The 21675-nt window shown below is 39.5% G+C and carries 17 protein-coding genes; all 17 read left to right on the forward strand.

Translation table 11 applies throughout. The features are described from left to right. Window positions 1-2 precede the first annotated feature (2 nt). A complete protein-coding gene (locus tag ACQKEZ_RS14200) occupies window positions 3-560 on the forward strand; it encodes a hypothetical protein (RefSeq protein WP_427301754.1) in 558 nt (185 codons plus the stop codon). A gap of 16 nt (window positions 561-576) precedes the next feature. Then, complete coding sequence (gene asnB / locus ACQKEZ_RS14205; protein WP_427301756.1) at window positions 577-2541, forward strand: asparagine synthase (glutamine-hydrolyzing); 1965 nt, start codon at window positions 577-579, stop codon at window positions 2539-2541. A gap of 62 nt (window positions 2542-2603) precedes the next feature. Further along, window positions 2604-2876, forward strand: coding sequence for a YlmC/YmxH family sporulation protein (locus ACQKEZ_RS14210; protein ID WP_427301758.1), 273 nt, complete (start codon window positions 2604-2606; stop codon window positions 2874-2876). Between the two features lie 122 nt (window positions 2877-2998). Next, window positions 2999-3895 (forward strand): dipicolinic acid synthetase subunit A, encoded by an 897-nt coding sequence (dpaA, locus tag ACQKEZ_RS14215; protein ID WP_427301760.1) that lies wholly within the window; start codon window positions 2999-3001, stop codon window positions 3893-3895. A 2-nt stretch (window positions 3896-3897) separates the two neighbouring features. Beyond that, window positions 3898-4494 (forward strand): dipicolinate synthase subunit B, encoded by a 597-nt coding sequence (gene dpaB, locus ACQKEZ_RS14220; protein ID WP_427301761.1) that lies wholly within the window; start codon window positions 3898-3900, stop codon window positions 4492-4494. A gap of 142 nt (window positions 4495-4636) precedes the next feature. Then, on the forward strand, window positions 4637-5677 hold the full coding sequence (gene asd / locus ACQKEZ_RS14225; protein WP_427301763.1) for an aspartate-semialdehyde dehydrogenase: 1041 nt from the start codon (window positions 4637-4639) through the stop codon (window positions 5675-5677). A gap of 92 nt (window positions 5678-5769) precedes the next feature. Beyond that, a complete protein-coding gene (gene dapG, locus ACQKEZ_RS14230; RefSeq protein WP_427301765.1) occupies window positions 5770-6984 on the forward strand; it encodes an aspartate kinase in 1215 nt (404 codons plus the stop codon). A gap of 30 nt (window positions 6985-7014) precedes the next feature. Continuing rightward, window positions 7015-7884, forward strand: coding sequence for a 4-hydroxy-tetrahydrodipicolinate synthase (dapA, locus tag ACQKEZ_RS14235; protein ID WP_427301767.1), 870 nt, complete (start codon window positions 7015-7017; stop codon window positions 7882-7884). A gap of 167 nt (window positions 7885-8051) precedes the next feature. Then, the gene (rnjB, locus tag ACQKEZ_RS14240; RefSeq protein ID WP_427301769.1) at window positions 8052-9719 is read left to right on the forward strand and encodes a ribonuclease J2; all 1668 of its coding nucleotides are present in this window, start codon (window positions 8052-8054) and stop codon (window positions 9717-9719) included. Between the two features lie 118 nt (window positions 9720-9837). Continuing rightward, complete coding sequence (locus ACQKEZ_RS14245; protein ID WP_427301770.1) at window positions 9838-10566, forward strand: ClpP family protease; 729 nt, start codon at window positions 9838-9840, stop codon at window positions 10564-10566. Continuing rightward, on the forward strand, window positions 10563-10799 hold the full coding sequence (locus tag ACQKEZ_RS14250; protein ID WP_427301771.1) for a YlzJ-like family protein: 237 nt from the start codon (window positions 10563-10565) through the stop codon (window positions 10797-10799). Before ACQKEZ_RS14245 ends, ACQKEZ_RS14250 begins: the two co-directional genes overlap by 4 nt. A 112-nt stretch (window positions 10800-10911) precedes the next feature. After that, complete coding sequence (locus ACQKEZ_RS14255) at window positions 10912-13275, forward strand: DNA translocase FtsK (RefSeq protein ID WP_427301773.1); 2364 nt, start codon at window positions 10912-10914, stop codon at window positions 13273-13275. A 154-nt stretch (window positions 13276-13429) separates the two neighbouring features. After that, window positions 13430-14155: a GntR family transcriptional regulator gene (locus tag ACQKEZ_RS14260; RefSeq protein WP_427301776.1), complete on the forward strand. Its 726-nt coding sequence runs from the start codon at window positions 13430-13432 to the stop codon at window positions 14153-14155. 106 nt (window positions 14156-14261) lie between these two features. Then, complete coding sequence (locus tag ACQKEZ_RS14265) at window positions 14262-15494, forward strand: MFS transporter (protein ID WP_427301777.1); 1233 nt, start codon at window positions 14262-14264, stop codon at window positions 15492-15494. A gap of 313 nt (window positions 15495-15807) precedes the next feature. Beyond that, window positions 15808-18924, forward strand: coding sequence for an MMPL family transporter (locus ACQKEZ_RS14270; protein WP_427301779.1), 3117 nt, complete (start codon window positions 15808-15810; stop codon window positions 18922-18924). 145 nt (window positions 18925-19069) lie between these two features. After that, on the forward strand, window positions 19070-20350 hold the full coding sequence (gene yfmF / locus ACQKEZ_RS14275) for an EF-P 5-aminopentanol modification-associated protein YfmF (protein ID WP_427301781.1): 1281 nt from the start codon (window positions 19070-19072) through the stop codon (window positions 20348-20350). After that, a complete protein-coding gene (gene yfmH / locus ACQKEZ_RS14280) occupies window positions 20347-21633 on the forward strand; it encodes an EF-P 5-aminopentanol modification-associated protein YfmH (RefSeq protein WP_427301783.1) in 1287 nt (428 codons plus the stop codon). Before yfmF ends, yfmH begins: the two co-directional genes overlap by 4 nt. Window positions 21634-21675: the final 42 nt, after the last annotated feature.

Consider the following 21675-nt stretch of genomic DNA (forward strand, 5'->3'; position numbering starts at 1 on the left):
AATTGGGAATCTATCAAACCATTAATCTTGAACCCTATGTGAACAACAGGGGAATGACGTATGAAAAAGATTATCAAAAAGGGAAGCTGACACTGGGCAACGCCTCCTTTCCCGCTGAGCTACTATTAAAAGAACAAGAGCCCGTCATTCACGGCATTCCCTTTGAATTCATTTATATAAATAAAGGGGACAACATTGAATTAGAGGGGCAATCCATTCAACTTGGACAAATAAAAGCGGAAGCCCTTCATATCGTCGGCTGTGCCTGCAATGGAAATTTATATGAAGACGTCACGTTTTTACTGAATGGACATCCTGTTCATCAATCTCGGCTTTCTTTAACAGATGTGATTGAACAGGAGCCTGCATTTTCTGATCGACTTGCACTTTCCTTCAATTACATTCATACCGTAACGGGCATCAATCGCCATCTTGGATCAAGACTATGGCATGATACCTTATCGCTTCCAAAAGGAACATTATTTGATGAGATTCAATTTGAAGACAATCCGTCTATGCATATCTTTGCAATGACACTTGAAATGGCAAACGAAGGATGAAAAAGGAGGACAGTCTATGTGCGGCATTGCAGGTTATTGTCATTTTTTTCGCGAACCAGTAGATCATCACATATTGTTGAAAATGAAAGAATCACTTGCTGTGCGTGGCCCTGATGACAGCGGTATTTATCAAGATGAGACAGTAGGACTTGTTCATACCCGTCTCTCCATTATTGATATTAGCGCTGGCCGCCAACCGATAGAAAATGAAGATGGGACTGTTCTTGTCATCCTGAATGGTGAAATTTATAATTTTCAAGAACTGAGAGATGATTTGTGGAAAAAAGGTCATATATTTCGAACAAAAACTGATACAGAAGTGATTGTGCATGGTTATGAAGAATACGGTATTTCGTTTATCGACCAATTAAATGGCATGTTTGCTGCGGCTATATGGGACAAGGAAAAGCAGGTATTTTATTTATTCAGAGATCGCTCAGGTATAAAGCCGCTATATATATCTATGAAAGATGGCGGTCTCATTTTTGGTTCGGAAATTAAGGCGCTTCATCAACATTCTCACGTAGATCGCATCGTTCAGCCAGAAGCTGTGATGAGTTATTTATCCTTTCGTTATTCAATCGGAGAGCAGACCTTCTTTAAAGGGATTCAAAAGCTTCCTCCCGGTTCCTTTTTGAAAATGGATAGAAAAGGGGTTATCCAGGCATCTTATTGGAATTACCCCTTGCCTTCTGATGAACCGGATAGGGGAACTGATTATTACGAAAAGACATTGTTTGAATTGCTCGATGACAGTGTACAAAAGCAGCTAGTCTCAGATGTGCCTGTTGGTGCTTTTTTAAGCGGGGGTGTTGACTCTACTTCGATTGTTGCACTGATGGCAAAACACACAAAGGAAGAGATTCATTGCTTTTCCACTAGCTTTGAAGAAGAAGGTTTTTCTGAAAAGCCGTATGCAGAGTTAGCGGCTAAACAATATGGTGTGAGACTTCACTCCCATCAAATGAGTGAAGAGGAGTACTTTCGGTTATTGCCTGACGTTGTGAAAAGGCGTGATCACCCCATTTCAATTCCACATGAAGTGGCGTTTTACCGCATGTCACAGGAAGCAAAAAAATACGTATCTGTTGTTTTATGTGGAGAAGGAGCGGATGAATTATTTGCTGGCTATGGACGTATTTTCAGGAGTCCTTCAGATTGGAGAAAGATTCTTTTACTCCAAAAAAGCAACTTATTCTCACCAATTTTATCTAGGCTTCTGTTTGATCAAGCATATCGTCATGATGAATTGCAACGATTTATCCATTTAGACAATGAAATCGATCATTATAAAAAAAGGTATGCGTGGTTTACAGAAGAAGATAAAAAACTGCTTTTACAAGAGAAATGGACGTCATTAGATTCACATGATAGTGACATTCACCGGTTTATTACAGCATGCTTCCAAAAGATGGACGGCAAAACATATGACAATAAGCTGCTATATCAATTTCAGCAAATCCATTTGCCAAACCTCCTAGACAGATTGGATATCATGACAATGTCTCATGGCCTTGAAGCACGTGTTCCTTTTCTTGATCATCGGATCATCCAATTTGTGAATGAGATGCCTTTTAAATACAAGCTTCCTTACAAAGGTTTTCCTAGTAGACTGTCCGCTTTTTTTCAATCAAGTTTGAAAACAAGTGAGAAACAGGACATCCCGAAGTTCATTTTAAAAAAGGCAATGGAAGAAACAGTAGACAAACGCATATTATATAGAAGAAAGATGGGTTTTCCCGTTCCGGTATATCACTGGATGAACAAAAGGCTAAAACAAATAGAGGAGCAACTTCTTGATGACAGCAGTTTTGCCATTCAAATCTTTCAAAAGAAACCACTAGAGCAATTTTTAAAGCATTACAGCAACCACGATTCTAAAAATGGGATGGATCAAAAGGTATGGATGCTCTACAATTTAGAATTATGGCATGATCATTATATTAAATCAGAAGAAAACGCAGTGCTGGCCGGCTATTAAAACAAGCTGGTCTTTTTTGATCTCACAAGACATATACAGTAATGAGAGGAAGTGATGCGCTTTTGAGGCTAAGTGAGTTGTCAGGAAAAGAAATTGTCGATATTAAAAGAGCGGAACGGCTAGGCGTGCTTGGCCAAACCGACCTGGAGATCAATGAAAAAGATGGTCAAATTACAGCACTCATCATTCCTTCCGTTAAATGGTTTGGCTTCAGAAAGCAAGGAAATGATATCCGCGTTCCGTGGCATCACATTCAAAAAATAGGTTCAGATATGATTATTCTCGATGTGCCTGAAGAACTTCAGCCATATGGAGATGAAGAGCACCCATCATAAATGGCGTGCTCTTTTTCTTTTCTCTTTGAAATGTTCACAGCCTGAATCCTCTCCTCATATGCTGAAAGGGAGATGAAGATGATACAACAGACTTTGTTAAATAAAGAAGGTGAACGAACAGTATGTTGAGCGGTTTAACGATTGCGGTTATCGGAGGAGATGCCAGACAGCTTGAGATCATCCGAAAACTGTCAGAGCAGCATGCCAAAGTATTTCTCGTCGGATTTGACCAGCTTGATCATGGGTTTATTGGGGCTGAAAAACTCAAAATGTCTGAAGTGGCATTTGAAGAAGTTGATAGCATTATTCTCCCAGTATCGGCAACAACAGATGAAGGCGTCGTTGCCACTGTCTTCTCGAATGAGAAAGTCGTGCTAGACCCTAAATATTTAGAAAGAACCCCTACAAATTGCATCCTCTATTCAGGTATATCAAATCCGTACTTAGACAATTTGAGCAAAAAGGTAAACAGAAAACTCGTGAAGCTATTTGAACGAGATGACATTGCCATCTATAACTCCATTCCAACGGTTGAAGGGATCATCATGATGGCTATTCAGCAAACCGATTACACCATTCACGGATCACGCGTGATGGTACTTGGGCTTGGGAGAACAGGGTTAACCATTGCGCGAACATTTAGCGCACTAGGTGCTAAAGTCAAAGTGGGTGCCGAGGATACGGCTCATTTGGCACGTATTTTTGAAATGGGACTACAGCCGTTTTCCGTAGAACAATTAAAGGATGAAGTAAGAGAGATCGACATTGTCATTAATACAATTCCAAGTATGGTGCTAAATTCATCTGTCATTGTCCATATGACACCCAAAACGCTCATCTTAGATATTGCGTCGCGTCCAGGTGGAACTGATTTTGATTTTGCACAAAAGCATGGCGTGAAGGCACTTTTAGCTCCTGGGCTTCCTGGGATTGTCGCACCAAAAACAGCTGGGCAAATCATTGCAAAAGTACTCTCAGGCCTGTTAAGTGAGCTCGCTGAGGAAAAAAGGAGGACGTAAATATGACATCATTCAAAGGGAAAAGAATTGGTTTTGGGCTAACAGGCTCCCATTGTACGTACGATGCAGTATATCCGCAAATTGAAGAACTCGTTGAGAAAGGAGCGGAAGTACGCCCAATCGTCTCATATACTGTTCAATCTACTAATACAAGATTTGGAGACGGAGCAGAATGGATTGATCGAATTGAGAAGCTTACTGGTCATCAAGCGATTGACACTATTGTAAAAGCAGAGCCGCTTGGCCCAAAATTGCCTCTTGATTGTATGATCATTGCACCGCTGACAGGAAATTCGATGGCGAAGTTTGCAAATGCAATGACAGATAGCCCCGTACTCATGGCTGCAAAAGCGACCATTCGAAATCACAGACCGGTTGTTCTCGGTATTTCAACCAATGATGCACTTGGTTTAAACGGCACAAACTTAATGAGGCTCATGTCGACGAAAAATATCTTCTTCATTCCATTTGGGCAGGATGATCCCTTCAAAAAACCAACATCAATGGTAGCAAACATGAATCTTTTATCAAAAACGGTAGAAGCAGCTCTTGAACATCAGCAGATTCAGCCAATTTTAATTGGCTCAAATAAAGAATAGTACCATTAGAAAATCTAGAAAGATTCAAAAAAATATCCCTCAAGCCTTGCTTTTCTATGGTAAAATAAAATGTAAAAAGTCATAGGATGGTCATCCGAAATGAAGAAAAAGGAAAACGGGTGAGTCGGAAGGAGTTTTACTGATGGGAAGAGGATTACATGTAGCTGTAGTTGGAGCGACTGGAGCTGTCGGTCAACAAATGTTAAGAACACTTGCTGACAGAAATTTTGAAATGGATACACTTACTCTACTATCCTCAAAACGTTCTGCTGGAACAACAATTACATTCAGAGGGCAAGAGTATACAGTTCAAGAGGCAACACCAGAAAGCTTTGAAGGGGTAAATATTGCATTGTTTAGTGCTGGAGGTAGTGTTTCTAAAGCACTTGCTCCTGAAGCTGTCAAACGAGGCGCTATTGTCGTTGATAATACAAGCGCTTTTCGTATGGATGAAAATACTCCTCTTATCGTACCAGAGGTAAACGAAAAAGATTTGCATGATCATAACGGCATTATCGCAAATCCAAACTGTTCAACAATTCAAATGGTCGCAACGTTAGAGCCACTTCGTCAGGCATATGGTCTGAAGAAGGTGATTGTTTCCACATACCAAGCTGTATCAGGTGCGGGACACGAAGCAATCGAAGAGCTTTATAGCCAAACAGCAGCCATTTTAAATAAAGAAGATGTGAAACCTGAAGTAATGCCTGTAAAAGGCGACGAAAAACATTATCAAATTGCTTTTAATGCGATTCCGCAAATTGATAAATTCCAAGACAATGGCTATACATTTGAAGAAATGAAAATGATCAATGAAACGAAAAAAATTATGCATATGCCTGAATTAGAAGTTGCGGCTACGTGCGTCAGACTTCCAATTGAAACAGGCCATTCTGAATCGATCTATATTGAACTGGATTCAAATGATGCAACCGTTGAACAAGTGAAATCGATTTTAAAAGATGCCCCAGGCATCACACTTCAAGACGATCCTACCAAGCAAATTTATCCAATGCCAGCAGCTGCTGTAGGCAAAAATGATATATTTGTGGGCCGGATTCGGAAGGATTTGGATCGTCCAAACGGGTTCCATTTATGGGTTGTATCTGATAACCTGCTAAAAGGTGCTGCATGGAACTCTGTTCAAATTGCAGAAAGCTTAAAGGCACTCAACTTAGTATAAAAATCGATGGATGATGAGGACGAACAGAAGAGAGTTAGGCATCTTTCGCCTGCTCTCTTCTGTTACGTCAGAATGAACTTGGAGTGAAAACAGTGAAGATAATTGTCCAAAAGTTTGGTGGTACTTCCATCAAAGATGATAACGGTAGAAAAAGAGCGCTCTTGCACATTCAATCAGCAAAGGAAAAGGGCTATAAATCTGTCGTCGTCGTATCAGCAATGGGCAGAAAAGGTGACCCATATGCCACTGATACACTACTTGACCTTTTATATGGAGATAAAAATCAAATATCTAATCGGGAAAAGGATTTAATCGTATCATGCGGAGAAAACATCTCTTCTGTCGTATTCTCAAGTATGCTTGTTGAAAATGGTCTTAAGTCAGTAGCCATGACAGGTGCGCAGGCAGGTTTTGTGACAAATCAGGATCATACAAATGCAAAGATCACAGATATGAGAACGGATCGACTCGTTGCGGCACTTTCAGAACATGATGTTGTTGTTGTAGCAGGTTTCCAAGGAGCAGCTAAAAATGGCGATGTAACCACAATTGGAAGAGGTGGAAGTGATACATCAGCCGCTGCGTTAGGTGCTGCTTTACAAGCTGATTTCATTGACATTTTCACTGATGTAGAAGGTGTCATGACCGCTGATCCTCGCATTGTCAAAAATGCCAAGCCGCTACGTGTTGTCACATACACAGAAATTTGCAACCTGGCATATCAAGGGGCAAAGGTCATCCACCCACGTGCTGTCGAAATCGCCATGCAAGCAAAAGTACCAATGAGGGTCCGCTCAACATATTCTAATAATGAGGGAACACTTGTTACCTCTCATTATTCAGAAAAAATGAGCCATGATGTGTATGATCGTCTCATTACAGGTATAGCGCATGTCAATGATGTCACGCAACTTAAAGTCCCTGCAAAAGAAGGGCAATACAGCGTGCAAACTGAGGTCTTTAAAGCCATGGCAAATGCAGGGATCAGTGTCGATTTCTTTAACATTACGCCAAGTGAAATTGTTTATACAGTTACGGGTGCAATGACTGAAAAAGCAACAGTGATTCTGCAAAAACTTGGTTATACCCCGCAGGTGACAAAAAGCTGTGCAAAAGTGTCTGCAGTAGGAGCTGGTATTATGGGCGTTCCAGGCGTCACATCCAAAATTGTATCTGCACTGTCAGATAAAAATATTCCAATCTTACAGTCTGCTGACAGCCATACGACCATTTGGGTATTGGTACATGAAGCAAATATGGCAACCGCTGTTAATGCACTGCATGAAGTGTTTGAACTTTCAAGATAAATGTGATTGAATCATGATGAGGTGAAAAAAATGAATTTCGGAAATATCGCAACAGCTATGATTACACCTTTTGATAAAAAAGGTAACATTGATTTCCAAAAATTATCAATTTTAATTGATTACTTACTAAAAAACGGGAGCGACTCCCTTGTTGTAGCAGGAACAACAGGGGAATCACCAACCTTATCCACAGAAGAAAAAGTAGCGCTTTTTCAGCAATCGGTTAAACTCGCAAATGGTCGTTGTAAAATCATTGCAGGAACAGGCAGTAACAATACAAATGCGTCAATTAAACTGACGAAAAAAGCAGAAGAAGCAGGCGTTGATGCAGTGATGCTTGTCGTACCTTATTACAACAAGCCATCACAGGAAGGCATGTATGCACACTTTAAAGCGATTGCCGAGTCTACATCTCTTCCTGTTATGCTGTACAATGTACCTGGAAGAACGGCTGCATCACTTGCACCCGAAACAACCATTAAACTTGCGCAAATTCCAAATATTGTCGCCGTTAAAGAAGCAAGTGGTGATTTAGATGCAATCACAAAAATCATCTCTGAAACAACGGAAGACTTCGACGTGTACTCAGGTGACGATAGCCTGACACTACCTGCTGTTGCAGTTGGAGCTAAAGGTGTTGTATCTGTTGCATCACATATTGTCGGTCTTGATATGCAGCAAATGCTGAAATGTTATGCATCTGGTCAAACGGCAAATGCAGCGCTCATTCACCAAAAGCTACTCCCGGTGATGAAACAGCTTTTCTCAGCACCGAATCCGACGCCAGTCAAAACGGCACTTCAGTTAAAAGGGCTAGATGTTGGTTCTGTTCGCCTCCCTCTCTTGTCATTGTCTGAAGAAGAAAGACTTAATTTAAGCAGTGTATTAAACAGCTTGTAACACAAAACACAGACATAGCGGTCATTCTCAGATGCCCTTGAGTTTGACCGTTTTTTGTACATAAACACTTTCTTAAAATGTGACTTCATCTTGTTTTCTATTTTTAGATTCAGTTATAATAGCAATAAGCGATGATGGACGGGCTAGAGACTAGGAGGATTAGAAATTTGAAAAAGAAAAATACAGAGAACGTAAGAATTATTGCACTTGGAGGCGTAGGGGAGATCGGCAAAAATTTATATGTCATTGAGATTGATACTGACATATATGTTGTTGATGCTGGCCTCATGCATCCAGAAAATGAAATGCTTGGTATCGATGTCGTCATTCCCGATATTTCTTATTTAACTGAACGGGCTGATCGGGTAAAAGCAATATTTCTTACCCACGGACATGATGAAGCAATCGGAGGCGTTTTCCATTGCTTAAGCAAATTATCTGTTCCGGTTTACGGAACAAAGCTCACGCTTGCTTTGCTAAGAGAGAAACTGAAACAATACGGTTTCCATCAAAAAGCTGATTTGCGAGAGGTACACGCGAAATCTGTGATTACATTTGAAACAACAAAAGTATCATTTTTCAGAACGAATCACAGTATCCCTGATTCAGTTGGAATCAGCTTCAAAACATCTCTTGGATCTATTGTATGCACAGGTGATTTTAAATTTGATCAAACCCCAGCGCTTAACCAAGCTTGTGACATCGGAGAGATTGCGAAAATTGGCAACAATGGCGTTTTAGCATTGCTTTCAGATAGTGCCAATGCTGAAAAACCAGGCTATACACCGTCTGAGGCGCTCGTTCAAGACGAAATTTCCAATGCGATGTACAATGCAGAAAATCGTGTCATTGTCGCCGTATCTGCGTCAAATATTCACCGGGTGCAACAGGTTATTAATGCAAGCGCTCAAAACGGTCGTAAGCTTGCCGTTGCAGGTAAAAATATGATGACAACCCTTCAGCTTGCGATTAAGCTTGGTTATGTGACAGCAGATGAAGAGATCTTCGTCCCTGTTCAAGAAGTGAAAAAGATGGCAAAAGATGAGGTTGTGGTTTTAACAGCTGGTAGTCATGGAGAACCACTTGCCGCACTGACAAAAATGGCGAAGCAAAATCATAAACAACTCCATATTGAAAAAGGTGATACAGTTGTCATTGCGTCAACACCGACACCTGGTCAAGAATTAATTTATTCAAAGACCGTTGACTTTCTCACAAGAAGCGGTGCACAGGTCATCTTTGCTCAAAAGCGTGTTCATGTGTCAGGACACGGCTGTCAAGAAGAGCTGAAATTGATGCTTAATTTGCTGAAACCGAAATATTTAATTCCAGTAAACGGCGAATATCGCATGCAAAAAGCACATTCACGAATTGCAGAAGAAATCGGCATGAAACGAAGCGATATTTTCCTGATTGATAAAGGAGATGTCGTTGAATTTAGAGGACAAAATGTAAAAATTGGTGACAAAGTGCATCAAGGTAACATTCTCATTGACGGACTTGGCGTAGGAGACATTGGCAATATTGTGTTACGTGACCGTCGCCTTTTATCACAAGATGGTATCTTAATTGTTGTAATTACACTCGACAAGCAGAAGAAACAACTCATTTCTGGACCTGAAATTATCACAAGAGGTTTCGTCTATGTAAGGGAATCAGAAGAACTGATTGTCCAAGCAACAGAGCTAGTCCACAATGTTGCGAAAGAGCAGACGGAAAATGCGATTGTTGAATGGTCTACATTAAAGCAATCAATGAGAGATGTCTTAAACCAGTTCCTTTATGAAAAAACAAAACGTAAACCGATGATCATCCCAATCATCATGGAAGTATAATACAAAAAGACCGAAGAGCCCTGCTCTACGGTCTTTTTTTGTCTTGATAACCTTCATGGATTGAATGGCTCTATCTTGTTCATAATATGATAAGAGATCAAGGAAAGGATTGAAACAGATGGATGAACAGAACGAACAGCAAAATGACAGTAAGCCAGCAGAAAAAGATAGCATTCTGAGCAAAATTCAGCAACTTGGCGAAACAGCTGTCCCGCAGTTGCCTCAAGATACGAACATACACTGTCTGACGATCATTGGACAAATCGAAGGCCATGTTCAGCTTCCGCCACAAAATAAAACCACTAAATATGAACATGTCATCCCACAAATCGTTGCAGTTGAACAAAATCCAAAAATCGAAGGTCTTTTAATTATTTTAAATACAGTAGGAGGAGATGTTGAAGCAGGACTTGCCATTGCTGAAATGTTAGCATCTTTATCAAAACCAACCGTTTCAATTGTGCTTGGAGGCGGGCATTCAATTGGCGTACCTATAGCTGTCTCCTGTGATTATTCCTACATTGCCGAAACAGCGACAATGACCATCCATCCTGTCCGCTTAACAGGTCTTGTCATTGGTGTGCCGCAAACATTTGAATACTTAGATAAAATGCAAGAGAGAGTCGTCAACTTTGTCACAAGCCATTCCGATATTACAGAAGAAAAATTCAAGGAACTCATGTTTTCAAAAGGAAATCTAACCCGAGATATCGGAACGAATGTTGTTGGTCATGAAGCAGCGGAATATGGCATGATAAATGAAGTAGGCGGTGTTGGGCAAGCGATCAGAAAATTGAATGAACTGATCTCCCAGCGAGGTATTGAGAAAGAGGGGCTGATCCAATGATTTTGTATACTCCGATGCCACATGAAGCCATTTATCCAGATCAGAAAGAAACGGAACGTTCTTTAAAACAAGTTCAAATTGACGGAGTACCAGTCATGATTGAGATGAAAGAGGACGAGGCTGAGATTGTTCAAGTGCTGAGTACAAATCCGATGGATTTTTTGAATCAAAACCTAGCACCAGGTCAAAGAGTGAAGTTACAATTGAGCCTGAATCAAACCATCTCAGAATGAGAATTCTATGCTATAATAAAGGGAAAACTTACAACAAGTTGCAGCCAAAATCAGGCTGCTTTCTTTCTGATCTTGAGTAGGTTTTATTTTCTTTCGTAGTAAGGTGATGAATATGGCAAAAAAGAGAAAACGAAAAACACGAAAAAAACAAAATAAACAACTTAAATTAAAATACGAATTAAATGGGTTAGTCTGTATTGCCATAGCGATTATCGCCATTTTGCAGTTAGGTGTCGTTGGACAAACCTTTGTTCATTTATTTCGATTTTTTGCAGGAGAATGGTTTATTCTCTGCCTCATCGGATTATTAATTTTCGGAGTGACGATCTTCTGGAAAAAGCAAATTCCAGATGTGTTGACGAGAAGGAAGGCAGGGCTTTACTGTATGATTGCAAGCATCCTGCTTCTATCACATGTGAAGCTATTTCAGCATTTATCAGCCTCCGGTGCGATAGGCTCTCAAAGTGTTATCCGAAATACGTTTGAACTCTTTTTAATGGACATGAAAGGAGAGACTGGATCACCAGATTTAGGTGGGGGAATGATTGGAGCGGTATTATTTGCTGCCTCCTACTTTTTGTTTGCACAAGCAGGCTCTCAAATCATGGCGATTGTTCTTATGCTCATTGGGATTGTTCTCATCACGAATCGCTCTCTGCAAGAGATAGTGAAAAAAGTAACGATTCCACTCTCACGGTTTTTCGTTTCACAGTGGCAAGCATTTGTCCAGGACATGAAGGACATGAGGCAAGCTAAAAAACAATCGAATCAACAACCAGTTCAAAAAAAGAAACGATCATCGGGGCGTCAACCAGAGGAAGACGATCAAGTGATCATACAGGAAGAACGATCCATCTCTGAAGAAAGTCAGCCAATTATCTCCAGCTTTGCTGATCGAGATGATTTAATGAACCGTTCAGCCTATGTGGAGAAGAAACAAACGCAAGCTGCGGAGCCACTTGAAGAAATAGAGCATACGCAGCAAAGTGTAGCAACTGAGCCGAAAGAGGTTCCGCCTATCACTTTTACTGAGCTTGAGAATAAAGATTATGAGCTACCTTCTCTTGATATTTTGGCAGAACCACAGCATTCCGGACAGCAAACAGATAAGAAAAATATTTATGAAAATGCGAGAAAGCTTGAGACGACCTTTCAGAGTTTTGGTGTAAAGGCTAAAGTAACACAAGTCCACCTTGGACCAGCCGTCACTAAATATGAAGTATATCCAGATGTAGGAGTAAAGGTCAGTAAAATTGTCAATTTAAGTGATGACCTTGCGCTTGCACTTGCAGCAAAAGATATTAGAATTGAAGCACCAATCCCAGGCAAATCAGCGATTGGTATTGAAGTACCGAACGCTGAAATTGCGATGGTCTCATTAAAAGAGGTGCTAGAATCAAAGCTAAACGATCGTCCGAATGCAAAGTTACTGATTGGACTAGGTCGAAATATTTCAGGTGAAGCAGTGCTTGCCGAATTGAACAAGATGCCTCATTTACTCGTGGCAGGTTCAACAGGAAGCGGGAAAAGCGTATGTATCAATGGCATTATTACAAGCATCTTGATGCGGGCAAAACCGCATGAAGTCAAAATGATGATGATTGATCCAAAAATGGTTGAGCTTAACGTCTATAATGGCATACCGCATCTTTTGGCACCAGTTGTAACTGATCCGAAAAAAGCCTCACAAGCATTAAAGAAAGTTGTAAATGAAATGGAGCGTCGCTATGAGCTCTTTTCACATACAGGTACACGTAATATTGAAGGCTACAATGATCATATTAAACGAATGAATAGTGAAGAAGAAGCAAAGCAACCAGAGCTTCCATATATCGTTGTCATTGTCGATGAGCTTGCAGATTTAATGATGGTGGCATCTTCAGATGTGGAAGATTCCATTACAAGGCTTTCACAAATGGCTCGTGCTGCGGGAATTCATTTAATCATTGCTACACAAAGACCATCCGTTGACGTCATTACAGGGGTCATAAAGGCGAATATCCCGTCAAGAATTGCGTTTAGTGTCTCCTCCCAAACCGATTCAAGAACCATTCTTGATATGGGCGGGGCAGAAAAACTACTTGGCAGAGGGGACATGCTCTTCCTCCCTGTTGGTGCGAACAAACCAGTCCGTGTCCAAGGTGCTTTTCTATCTGATGAAGAAGTCGAGCATATAGTAGACCATGTGATTACACAGCAAAAAGCGCAATATCAAGAGGAAATGATCCCAACTGAAGAAACACAGGAGCAGCTAGCTGAAGTAACGGATGACCTTTACGATGAGGCAGTAGAACTCATTATTGGCATGCAAACAGCGTCTGTCTCTATGCTACAAAGAAGATTTCGTATAGGTTATACAAGGGCGGCACGGCTAATTGATGCCATGGAAGAAAGAGGCGTAGTCGGCCCATATGAAGGAAGTAAGCCAAGGGAAGTTCTTCTTTCAAAAGAACAATATGATGAGCTCTCTTCGTAAGACGAAGAGAGCTTTGCTTAACAATAAATTCATTATGTAAACTAAATGTCAGACTATTTATTTATTTTCAAAAACATGATATAGTTATTTTCATCTTATCTCAAATCAAAGATTTCTCATCTTATCATTTGCATTGATTAGACGGAGGGAAAACATGTCTACCAAAACAGACAATCGCCATTTATATTTGAAAGTGATTGACCGCATTAAAGAGGATATTCAAACGGGTGTGTATGCTGAAAAGGAAAAGCTACCTTCAGAATTTGAACTGTCGAAGCTTTTAGGGGTGAGCAGAGCAACACTAAGGGAAGCACTCCGTGTATTAGAAGAAGAGAAGTACTTAATCAGAAGACATGGTGTGGGCACATTCGTAAACCCTAGACCACTTTTTTCTACGGGCATTGAACAGCTCTCAAGTGTGACAAAAATGATTGAACAGGTGAATATGACGCCTGGAACGATCTTTTTATCCTCGCAAGAAGGAGAGCCCACAGAAAACGATTTGATGCGCTTTCAGTGTGAGGAGTCAGATGGCATCTTTTCAATGGAGCGAGTAAGGACTGCGGATGGACAGCCTGTTGTCTACTGTCTAGACAAAATTCCTGTCAAACATTTACCATCCTCATTTACACACGAGGAAGAATCCCTTTTTGAATTATTTGGACGTGAGCCTCACAGTGGGATTAAATATGCTGTCGCTGATATTGAACCGATTGGTTATCATGATCAAGCCTCACCGATATTAGAGTGTGACCCAGAGACAGCCCTCTTATTACTGAAACAAATGCACTACGATCAGGATGACCAACCTGTCTTATACTCCCTCAACTATTTTCGGGCAGATAAATTCAGCTTTCATGTCATTCGAAAACGTTTTTAATGAAGCAGGCGCTTGCTAGAGCGGTTGCTTTTTTGTTTTGTCTGCTCATACATAATAAACCCCAAACATGCCACAATAAGAGATAACAGTATATAGAATTGGGTGAATGATGTTGGGCGGGAAAACAGTCAGTAAAAAGAATATTATTGCATTATCGTCAGTGCCTTTAATCATGACACTTGGTAACTCAATGTTAATACCGGTACTACCCGAAATTGAAAAAAGGCTATCCATTACTTCCTTTCAAGTATCTTTAATCATTACGGTCTATTCAGTCGTCGCTATTTTATGTATTCCAATAGCAGGTTACTTATCAGACCGAATCGGAAGAAAAAAAGTGCTTCTTCCATGTCTTTTAATTGCTGGTTTAGGAGGAGCTGTGGCTGCTTTCGCCTCAACGATCACGAAGGATCCTTATATGTGGATTTTATTTGGTAGGGTGCTTCAAGGAGTTGGTTCAGCTGGAGCAGCTCCAATTGTCATGCCATTTATCGGGGATTTATATCATAATGATGAAGAAGTCAGTGCCGGCCTTGGCGCAATCGAAACATCAAACACCGCAGGAAAAGTACTAAGTCCGATCATCGGCGCTTCACTTGCTCTATGGGTGTGGTACATGCCCTTTTGGTTTATCCCATTTTTTTCTGTCATCAGCTTTTTAATGGTATTGTTCATGGTTGATTCGGCAAAGAAAAATGAAGAACCTCCTTCATTCGGAGAATTTATTAAATCAACGAAAACCATTTTTAAACACAATGGACGCTGGCTTTACTCCATTTTTGCAATTGGTGGTTTTATCATGTTTCTTCTATTTGGCGTGCTATTTTATTTGTCGGATAATTTAGAAACCGCTTATCAAATCAAAGGTGTGATGAAAGGTCTTCTTCTCAGCATTCCGCTTCTATTTTTATCGATCAGCTCCTTTATTGCAGGTAAAACAATTGGAAATGAAAAAGGAAAAATGAGAGTTTTTTTAATCGTAGGAATGGCGTTACTTTCCATTTCTTATATTTTGCTATGGTGGAATCACAGCTTTTACTCATTATTTATCTGTTTAAGTGTAGGAGGAACTGGTATTGGAATTGTCTTACCTGCCCTTGATGCCCTCATTACAGAAGGTATCGAAAAAGAACAATGCGGAACCATCACCTCATTTTATAGTAGTATGCGGTTTATTGGCGTGGCACTTGGCCCACCAATCTTTGCTTATTTAATGGATAAAGGTGATTCAATTGTCTTTATTTTATCGACAATTTGTAGCTTGATTTCATTATTTTTGGTCCTTTTCTTTATACAACCAGATGAGAATGATGAGAGTGAACAACTTAAAACGGTTTAATATAGAAAAAAGACGGCAATTTGCCCTCTTTTTTCTTGTTTTAAATTGACATGTAAAATTTTGATAGTTAAACTAATGTATAGTAATATATATAAAAATATTCCATTAGGGGGTGCAATGATTTTCTGTCTTCAGAAGATAGAAGAAATGTTCGTGTATGATTCATTTTATTATATCTGTACTTCTTCAAAACACGAAAGAAAAGTGAATATGTCATCATGCCATTAGCACGAAAAAGGAGTCGCAGCCATCACCTTCATACACGCTCATGAAACAGAGGAGATTTAAGAATTAGAAGGAGCCTGAAGCAGCTATGTTGCAAATAATTAAAGCAAGATGGATTGTATTAGTGGTGTGGATAATGACAGCAGTCATCCTGTTTATTTCTGCGCCCGATTTAGAGGAATTAACGAGAGAAAAAGGGCAATTGAAGGTTCCGGAGGGGACACCTACAGCTGATGCGTTACATTTATTGGATAAATTATCAGATAATGGTGGTAAAAAAGACACTGGTGTTATCGTCTTCTCCGAAAAAAAACTATTTCCCGCAAAAGAGAAGGAGCTGAAAGAGGCTTTAGCAACACTCATTGAGCATGCCCCGACACTCCACATTAACGGAATTACTTCTTATTTCAATGAAGATCCGGATATTCAAAAACAACTTTTATCAAAAGATAAAAGCACCCTTCTCGTGCCATTCAAATTCGATCACAACGAAAAAAAAGCAGTGAGGGTGAAAGAGGACATTGAGGAAGTCTTAAAGCCTTACGATGTCTCATTTGAAATGACAGGTCAAAAATTCGTGGATGCAGATGTGATTAAAAGCTCTCAACAAGGTCTGAAGAAAACTGAACTTATAACGATTGTTTTTATTTTCTTTATTTTAATAATTGTGTTCAGATCTATTTTATCACCTGTTGTACCACTTTTGACGATTGGCATTTCGTATGCAGTAAGTCGGTCCATAGTGGCTTTTCTTGTAGAATTTGCTGATTTTCCTCTATCAAACTTCACTCAAATCTTTATGGTAGCCATTATGTTCGGTATTGGAACAGACTATTGCATTCTTCTCTTAAGCCGTTTTAAAGAGGAGTTAGGGCATGGGCGCGATGTACAAGAATCAATCATCATCACCTACAAATCTGCTGGAAAAACTGTACTATTCAGTGGACTAGCTGTATTAGTCGGCTTCTCAAGTATTGGATTTGCCAAGTTTCAGCTTTATCAATCGGCTGTTAGTGTCGCAGTCGGGGTAGGGGTTTTACTTATTGCCCTTCTAACCATTGTCCCGTTTTTTATGTCGATCTTTGGGAAATCATTATTCTGGCCGTCAAAACGAGAAAATATCAGTCATCCCCAAAGCAAAGTATGGGAATTTGCCGGTAGAATTACATTTAAGAGACCACTTTTAAGTCTTGGGGTAGTTGGATTGATAACAATACCGCCTATTCTGATGTATGATGGAACGCTTTCCTATAACAGCCTAAATGAAATCGGTACAAAATATGAATCGGTTCGAGCATTTGAAACGATTTCAGCTCAATTTGGAGAAGGAGAAGCACTACCGCTAAATGTCATCATCCAAAACGATGCAAAGCTAGATAATCAGAAATATATCATCATTATTGAGAAATTAAGCCGCAAGTTAAATGACATTAAAGAAGTCAAATCAGTTCGTAGTGTCACAAGGCCAGTTGGAGATGGTCTAAGCCAGTTATACGTGACATCTCAGGCCAAAGAGCTTGGTGGTGAGCTAGGGAAAGGTCATCATGGAATTGGCAAAATATCCGATGGACTAAATGAAACCAATCAAGCGATTATCAAGCAGAAGCCTAAAATTAAGGAATCAACTAAAGGGATTGATAGACTCATAAATGGCACAAAAGCAATAAAAAGTGGCATTGGTGAAGTCAAAGAGTCACTTGTTGCCCTTGAAGATGGTGTAAATCGCAGCAAAGATGGCGTCGATACCATTCGTAAAAAAATTAAAAATGCAAAAGTGGAGCTTGAACGTGAATATGAAAGCAGTCAAACGATGCTAAACGAGTTTAAAGCGATGGTCAACACGCTTCAACGCAGTACCGAATCAAACAAAAAATTGATAGAAACGTTAAAAAACGCAAAAAAATCTTATGGCAATCTTCCGTTTGAAAGCTTGGAAGCAGATATCCCACAATTAAAAGACATGGAAGAATATAAGGAAATAAAAAATACCTTTAATGAAACAAAACTGGTCATTGACCAAGTATCCCAAGAAATTAGTTTATATGAAAATGAAGCAGCTATTCTTGAAAAAAATCTAGCTAATGCTGACCAAGTCATCGTATCCATTTCAAGTAAACAAAAAGAAATCAAACAGCAAATACAAGCACTGATGACAGGTCTTGATCAAATATACGACGGGCTTGATCAAACGAACAAAGGACAGAAACAACTTGTGAAGGAGATGCCGAAGATTGAGGATGGGGCAGATCAATTAGCAGCTGGGCAAAAAACATTAAAAGACGGGTTCAGCCAATTCTCATCTAAACTAATGCTGTTAACAGATGGCTTAGATCAAAGCATTAATGGACTTGAACAAGTGAAGAGCGGATTTGCGGAGGCTGATGATTATTTGAAGCAATTGCAAAACGCACCAGATGAAGAAGTTACAGGCTGGTTTATTCCAAAAGAAGTATTGAATCGTCAGGAGTTTCATCGCATTTTTAACACATATATGTCTTCTGATCGTAAATTGACAACATTTGAAGTCGTCTTAAATGTAAATCCATACAGCAATGAGGCGATGAAAGGTGTTGCGAAGATTGAAGAAATGCTGGATCAGTACTTGCCGACAAGCGGATTGAAAAACGCAAGCTACGGAGTTTCAGGTATATCAAGCTTAAACGTTGATTTAAAAGAAAACTCTGACAGCGATTTTACTCGAACCGTTGTTTTTATGTTAATTGGAATCTTCTTAATTTTAATTATATTATTACGTTCAATCGTTATGCCGGTTTACTTAACACTATCACTTATTTTGACGTATTTTACAGCCATAGGAATAACGGAATGGATTTTCAAAACTTTCTTCGGTTATGATGGTGTGAGCTGGGCTGTTCCATTTTTCAGTTTTGTCATCCTCGTGACCCTTGGTATTGACTACTCCATCTTCCTCATGGATCGTTTTAATGAATGGAAAGGTGAACACGTACAAGCTGCAATGATATCCGCTATGAGAAATATGGGGTCTGTTATTATTTCAGCAGTCGCCATTTTAGCTGGCACGTTTGCTGCGATGTTGCCATCAGGTGTATTGTCACTTGTTGAGATTGCAACCGTTGTACTCATCGGACTATTATTATACGCTTTCATTGTTTTACCGCTCTTTATTCCAGTCATGGTTCGCATTTTTGGAAAGTGGAATTGGTGGCCGTTCATGAGAAAATAATCATAAGCGTCTCTACCCTTGGTAGAGGCGTTTTTATTTCCTATCCTTTCCTCTGATTGATATAATGTCTATTAAATAGCTGAATGACGTATATATCAGCTATGTTCTAATACATAATAAATAGGATGAACAAAGGAGGTTTCTCATGACATACTTACAAGAGAAGACATTCAAGACATCAGGTCTGAACACACATATTGTCAGAACAGAAAAATTTAAAACAGTGACTGTTCTATTTAAATTACTTGCACCACTGTCAAAAGATGATGTAACCATGCGTTCTCTCTTCCCACATGTCCTGCTAAGAGGAACAGAGAATATGCCAAAGACAGGAGAGCTTCAGGCATATTTTGATGAATTATATGGCGCTTCTGTATCAGCTGACATGACGAAAAAAGGTGAAAATCACGTCATTACATTTCGTCTAGAGATCGCCAATGAAAAATATTTAAAAGATCAAACACCGCTTTTAGAAAAGGGCATTACACTACTAGCTGAGCTGTTATTTAAGCCCTATCTTGAAAATGGTGTATTTAGCAAATTATATGTTGATCAAGAAAAAAGAACATTAAAGCAGCGTATTCAAGCAGTATACGATGATAAAATGCGCTATTCTAACCTAAGGCTCGTACAGGAAATGTGCAAAAATGAACCATATGCCCTTCACGTGAATGGTGAGATGGAAGATATTGAAGGTATGACGCCTGAAACCCTTTTTGCAGCTTATCAGCATGCGCTCAATGAAGATCAACTGGACTTATATGTTGTTGGAGATGTAGATGAACAAGAAATAGAAGACATCGTCTCTCGCTATTTTCAAACAAAGGACAGAGCCCCGGTGAAAAAGGTGGCGAGTGCTGACAGACAAAAAACAGAGCCGAAAGAAATCATTGATGAAGAAGACGTTAAGCAAGGGAAGTTAAACATTGGCTTCCGCACAAATACAACGATTTCTGATGTTGATTACCCTGCTCTGCATGTGTTTAATGGTCTATTTGGCGGTTTTTCTCATTCAAAGCTATTTATTAATGTACGTGAGAAAGCGAGCTTAGCTTATTATGCTGTTTCAAGACTAGAAAGCTTTAAAGGGCTAATGATGGTCATGTCTGGGATTGAGGTCGCTAATTATCAGAAGGCTGTCGATATTATTAAAGAACAATTTGATGCCATGCAAAAAGGTGATTTTACTGAAGAAGCCATTGAACAAACAAAAGCCGTTGTGAAAAATCAACTACTTGAAACAATTGATACGTCCCACGGAACTGCTGAGTATTTATACCAATATGCTGTTTCACAATCCGATGAATCATTAGATTCATTTTTAGAAGCGATTGAACGTGTAACAAAAGAGGACATCATTGCAGTCGGTCAAAAAATCGAATGGGACACGACCTATTTTCTTAAAGGAACGGAGGGCGTTTCATGACAGCAAAAGTAATTGAATTCGATCAGCTCCAGGAAAAGGTTTACCATGAAAAAATGAAAAGTGGACTTGAAGTGTATGTGCTTCCGAAGCATGGATTTAACAAAACATACGCTACCTTTACAACAAAATATGGGTCTGTCGACAATGAGTTCGTCCCACTTGGCAAACAGGACATGGTTCGTGTACCTGATGGCATTGCCCATTTCCTAGAGCATAAGCTTTTTGAAAAAGAAGATGGTGATGTATTTCATACATTTAGTAAACAAGGGGCATCTGCGAATGCGTTTACAACATTTACAAGAACAGCCTATCTTTTCTCAAGCACTGCCAATGTCGAACAAAATCTTGAAACACTTATTGACTTTGTACAGGAACCATATTTTACTGAAAAAACTGTTGAAAAAGAAAAAGGCATTATTGGGCAAGAGATCAATATGTACGATGACAATCCAGACTGGCGATTGTTTTTTGGGTTAATCGAAAATCTCTATCAAGAACATCCTGTGAAAATTGACATCGCTGGAACAGTTGAGAGTATTGCACCTATTACAAAGGATCATCTATATGAATGCTATGAAACGTTTTATCATCCAAGTAATATGTTACTCTTTATTGTTGGCCCAGTTGACCCTCAAAGAATCTTAGACCAAGTGAGAGAAAACCAAGCGAAAAAGCCATTTACAGATCAACCAGACATTAAACGAAAAGAAGTAAAAGAACCTGACCAAGTGTACCGAAAAGAATTTGAAATGAAAATGAATGTACAAGGGTCAAAATGTCTTGTTGGCTTAAAAACCAAAAATCCGTATAAAACTGGGAAACAGCTCTTAAAGCATGAGCTTGGGATGAATTTAATATTAGAAGCCCTGTTTGGCAAAAGCTCTGTACAATATGAACGGATGTATGAAAACGGAATGATTGATGAAACATTCAACTATGATTATACAGAAGAAGGTGGATTTGGATTCACATCCGTTGGTGGAGATACAGATCAACCAGATGCGCTGGCGAATGAAATAAAACAAACGCTACTCAATGCAAAACGTACAATTTCTGAAGATAAGATTGAACTAGCGAGAAAGAAAAAGATCGGTAGCTTTTTAAAAGCGATGAATTCACCAGAATACATCGCAAACCAGTTCACAAGATATGCCTTTTTGGATATGAGCTTATTTGATGTCGTAACCGTACTTGAACAATTGACACTAGGCGATATACAGCAAATTCTGGAAGAAGAAATGAGCGAGGATCGAATGTCAGTTTGTAAGGTGGTACCTAAATAATCAACTACGCGTTTCACAATTTAAAGACAAACTCCGCAAAAA

Origin of the sequence: Bacillus sp. NPDC077027 (assembly GCF_050269555.1) — a bacterium.
Taxonomy (GTDB): Bacteria; Bacillota; Bacilli; order Bacillales; family Bacillaceae; genus Bacillus.

Coding starts and splice junctions, on each gene's coding strand:
- asnB (WP_427301756.1), top strand. CDS start 577: ATGTGCGGCATTGCAGGTTATTGTCATTTTTTTCGCGAACCAGTAGAT.
- dpaA (WP_427301760.1), top strand. CDS start 2,999: ATGTTGAGCGGTTTAACGATTGCGGTTATCGGAGGAGATGCCAGACAG.
- dpaB (WP_427301761.1), top strand. CDS start 3,898: ATGACATCATTCAAAGGGAAAAGAATTGGTTTTGGGCTAACAGGCTCC.
- asd (WP_427301763.1), top strand. CDS start 4,637: ATGGGAAGAGGATTACATGTAGCTGTAGTTGGAGCGACTGGAGCTGTC.
- dapA (WP_427301767.1), top strand. CDS start 7,015: ATGAATTTCGGAAATATCGCAACAGCTATGATTACACCTTTTGATAAA.
- ACQKEZ_RS14245 (WP_427301770.1), top strand. CDS start 9,838: ATGGATGAACAGAACGAACAGCAAAATGACAGTAAGCCAGCAGAAAAA.
- ACQKEZ_RS14250 (WP_427301771.1), top strand. CDS start 10,563: ATGATTTTGTATACTCCGATGCCACATGAAGCCATTTATCCAGATCAG.
- ACQKEZ_RS14255 (WP_427301773.1), top strand. CDS start 10,912: ATGGCAAAAAAGAGAAAACGAAAAACACGAAAAAAACAAAATAAACAA.
- ACQKEZ_RS14260 (WP_427301776.1), top strand. CDS start 13,430: ATGTCTACCAAAACAGACAATCGCCATTTATATTTGAAAGTGATTGAC.
- ACQKEZ_RS14265 (WP_427301777.1), top strand. CDS start 14,262: ATGATGTTGGGCGGGAAAACAGTCAGTAAAAAGAATATTATTGCATTA.
- ACQKEZ_RS14270 (WP_427301779.1), top strand. CDS start 15,808: ATGTTGCAAATAATTAAAGCAAGATGGATTGTATTAGTGGTGTGGATA.
- yfmF (WP_427301781.1), top strand. CDS start 19,070: ATGACATACTTACAAGAGAAGACATTCAAGACATCAGGTCTGAACACA.
- yfmH (WP_427301783.1), top strand. CDS start 20,347: ATGACAGCAAAAGTAATTGAATTCGATCAGCTCCAGGAAAAGGTTTAC.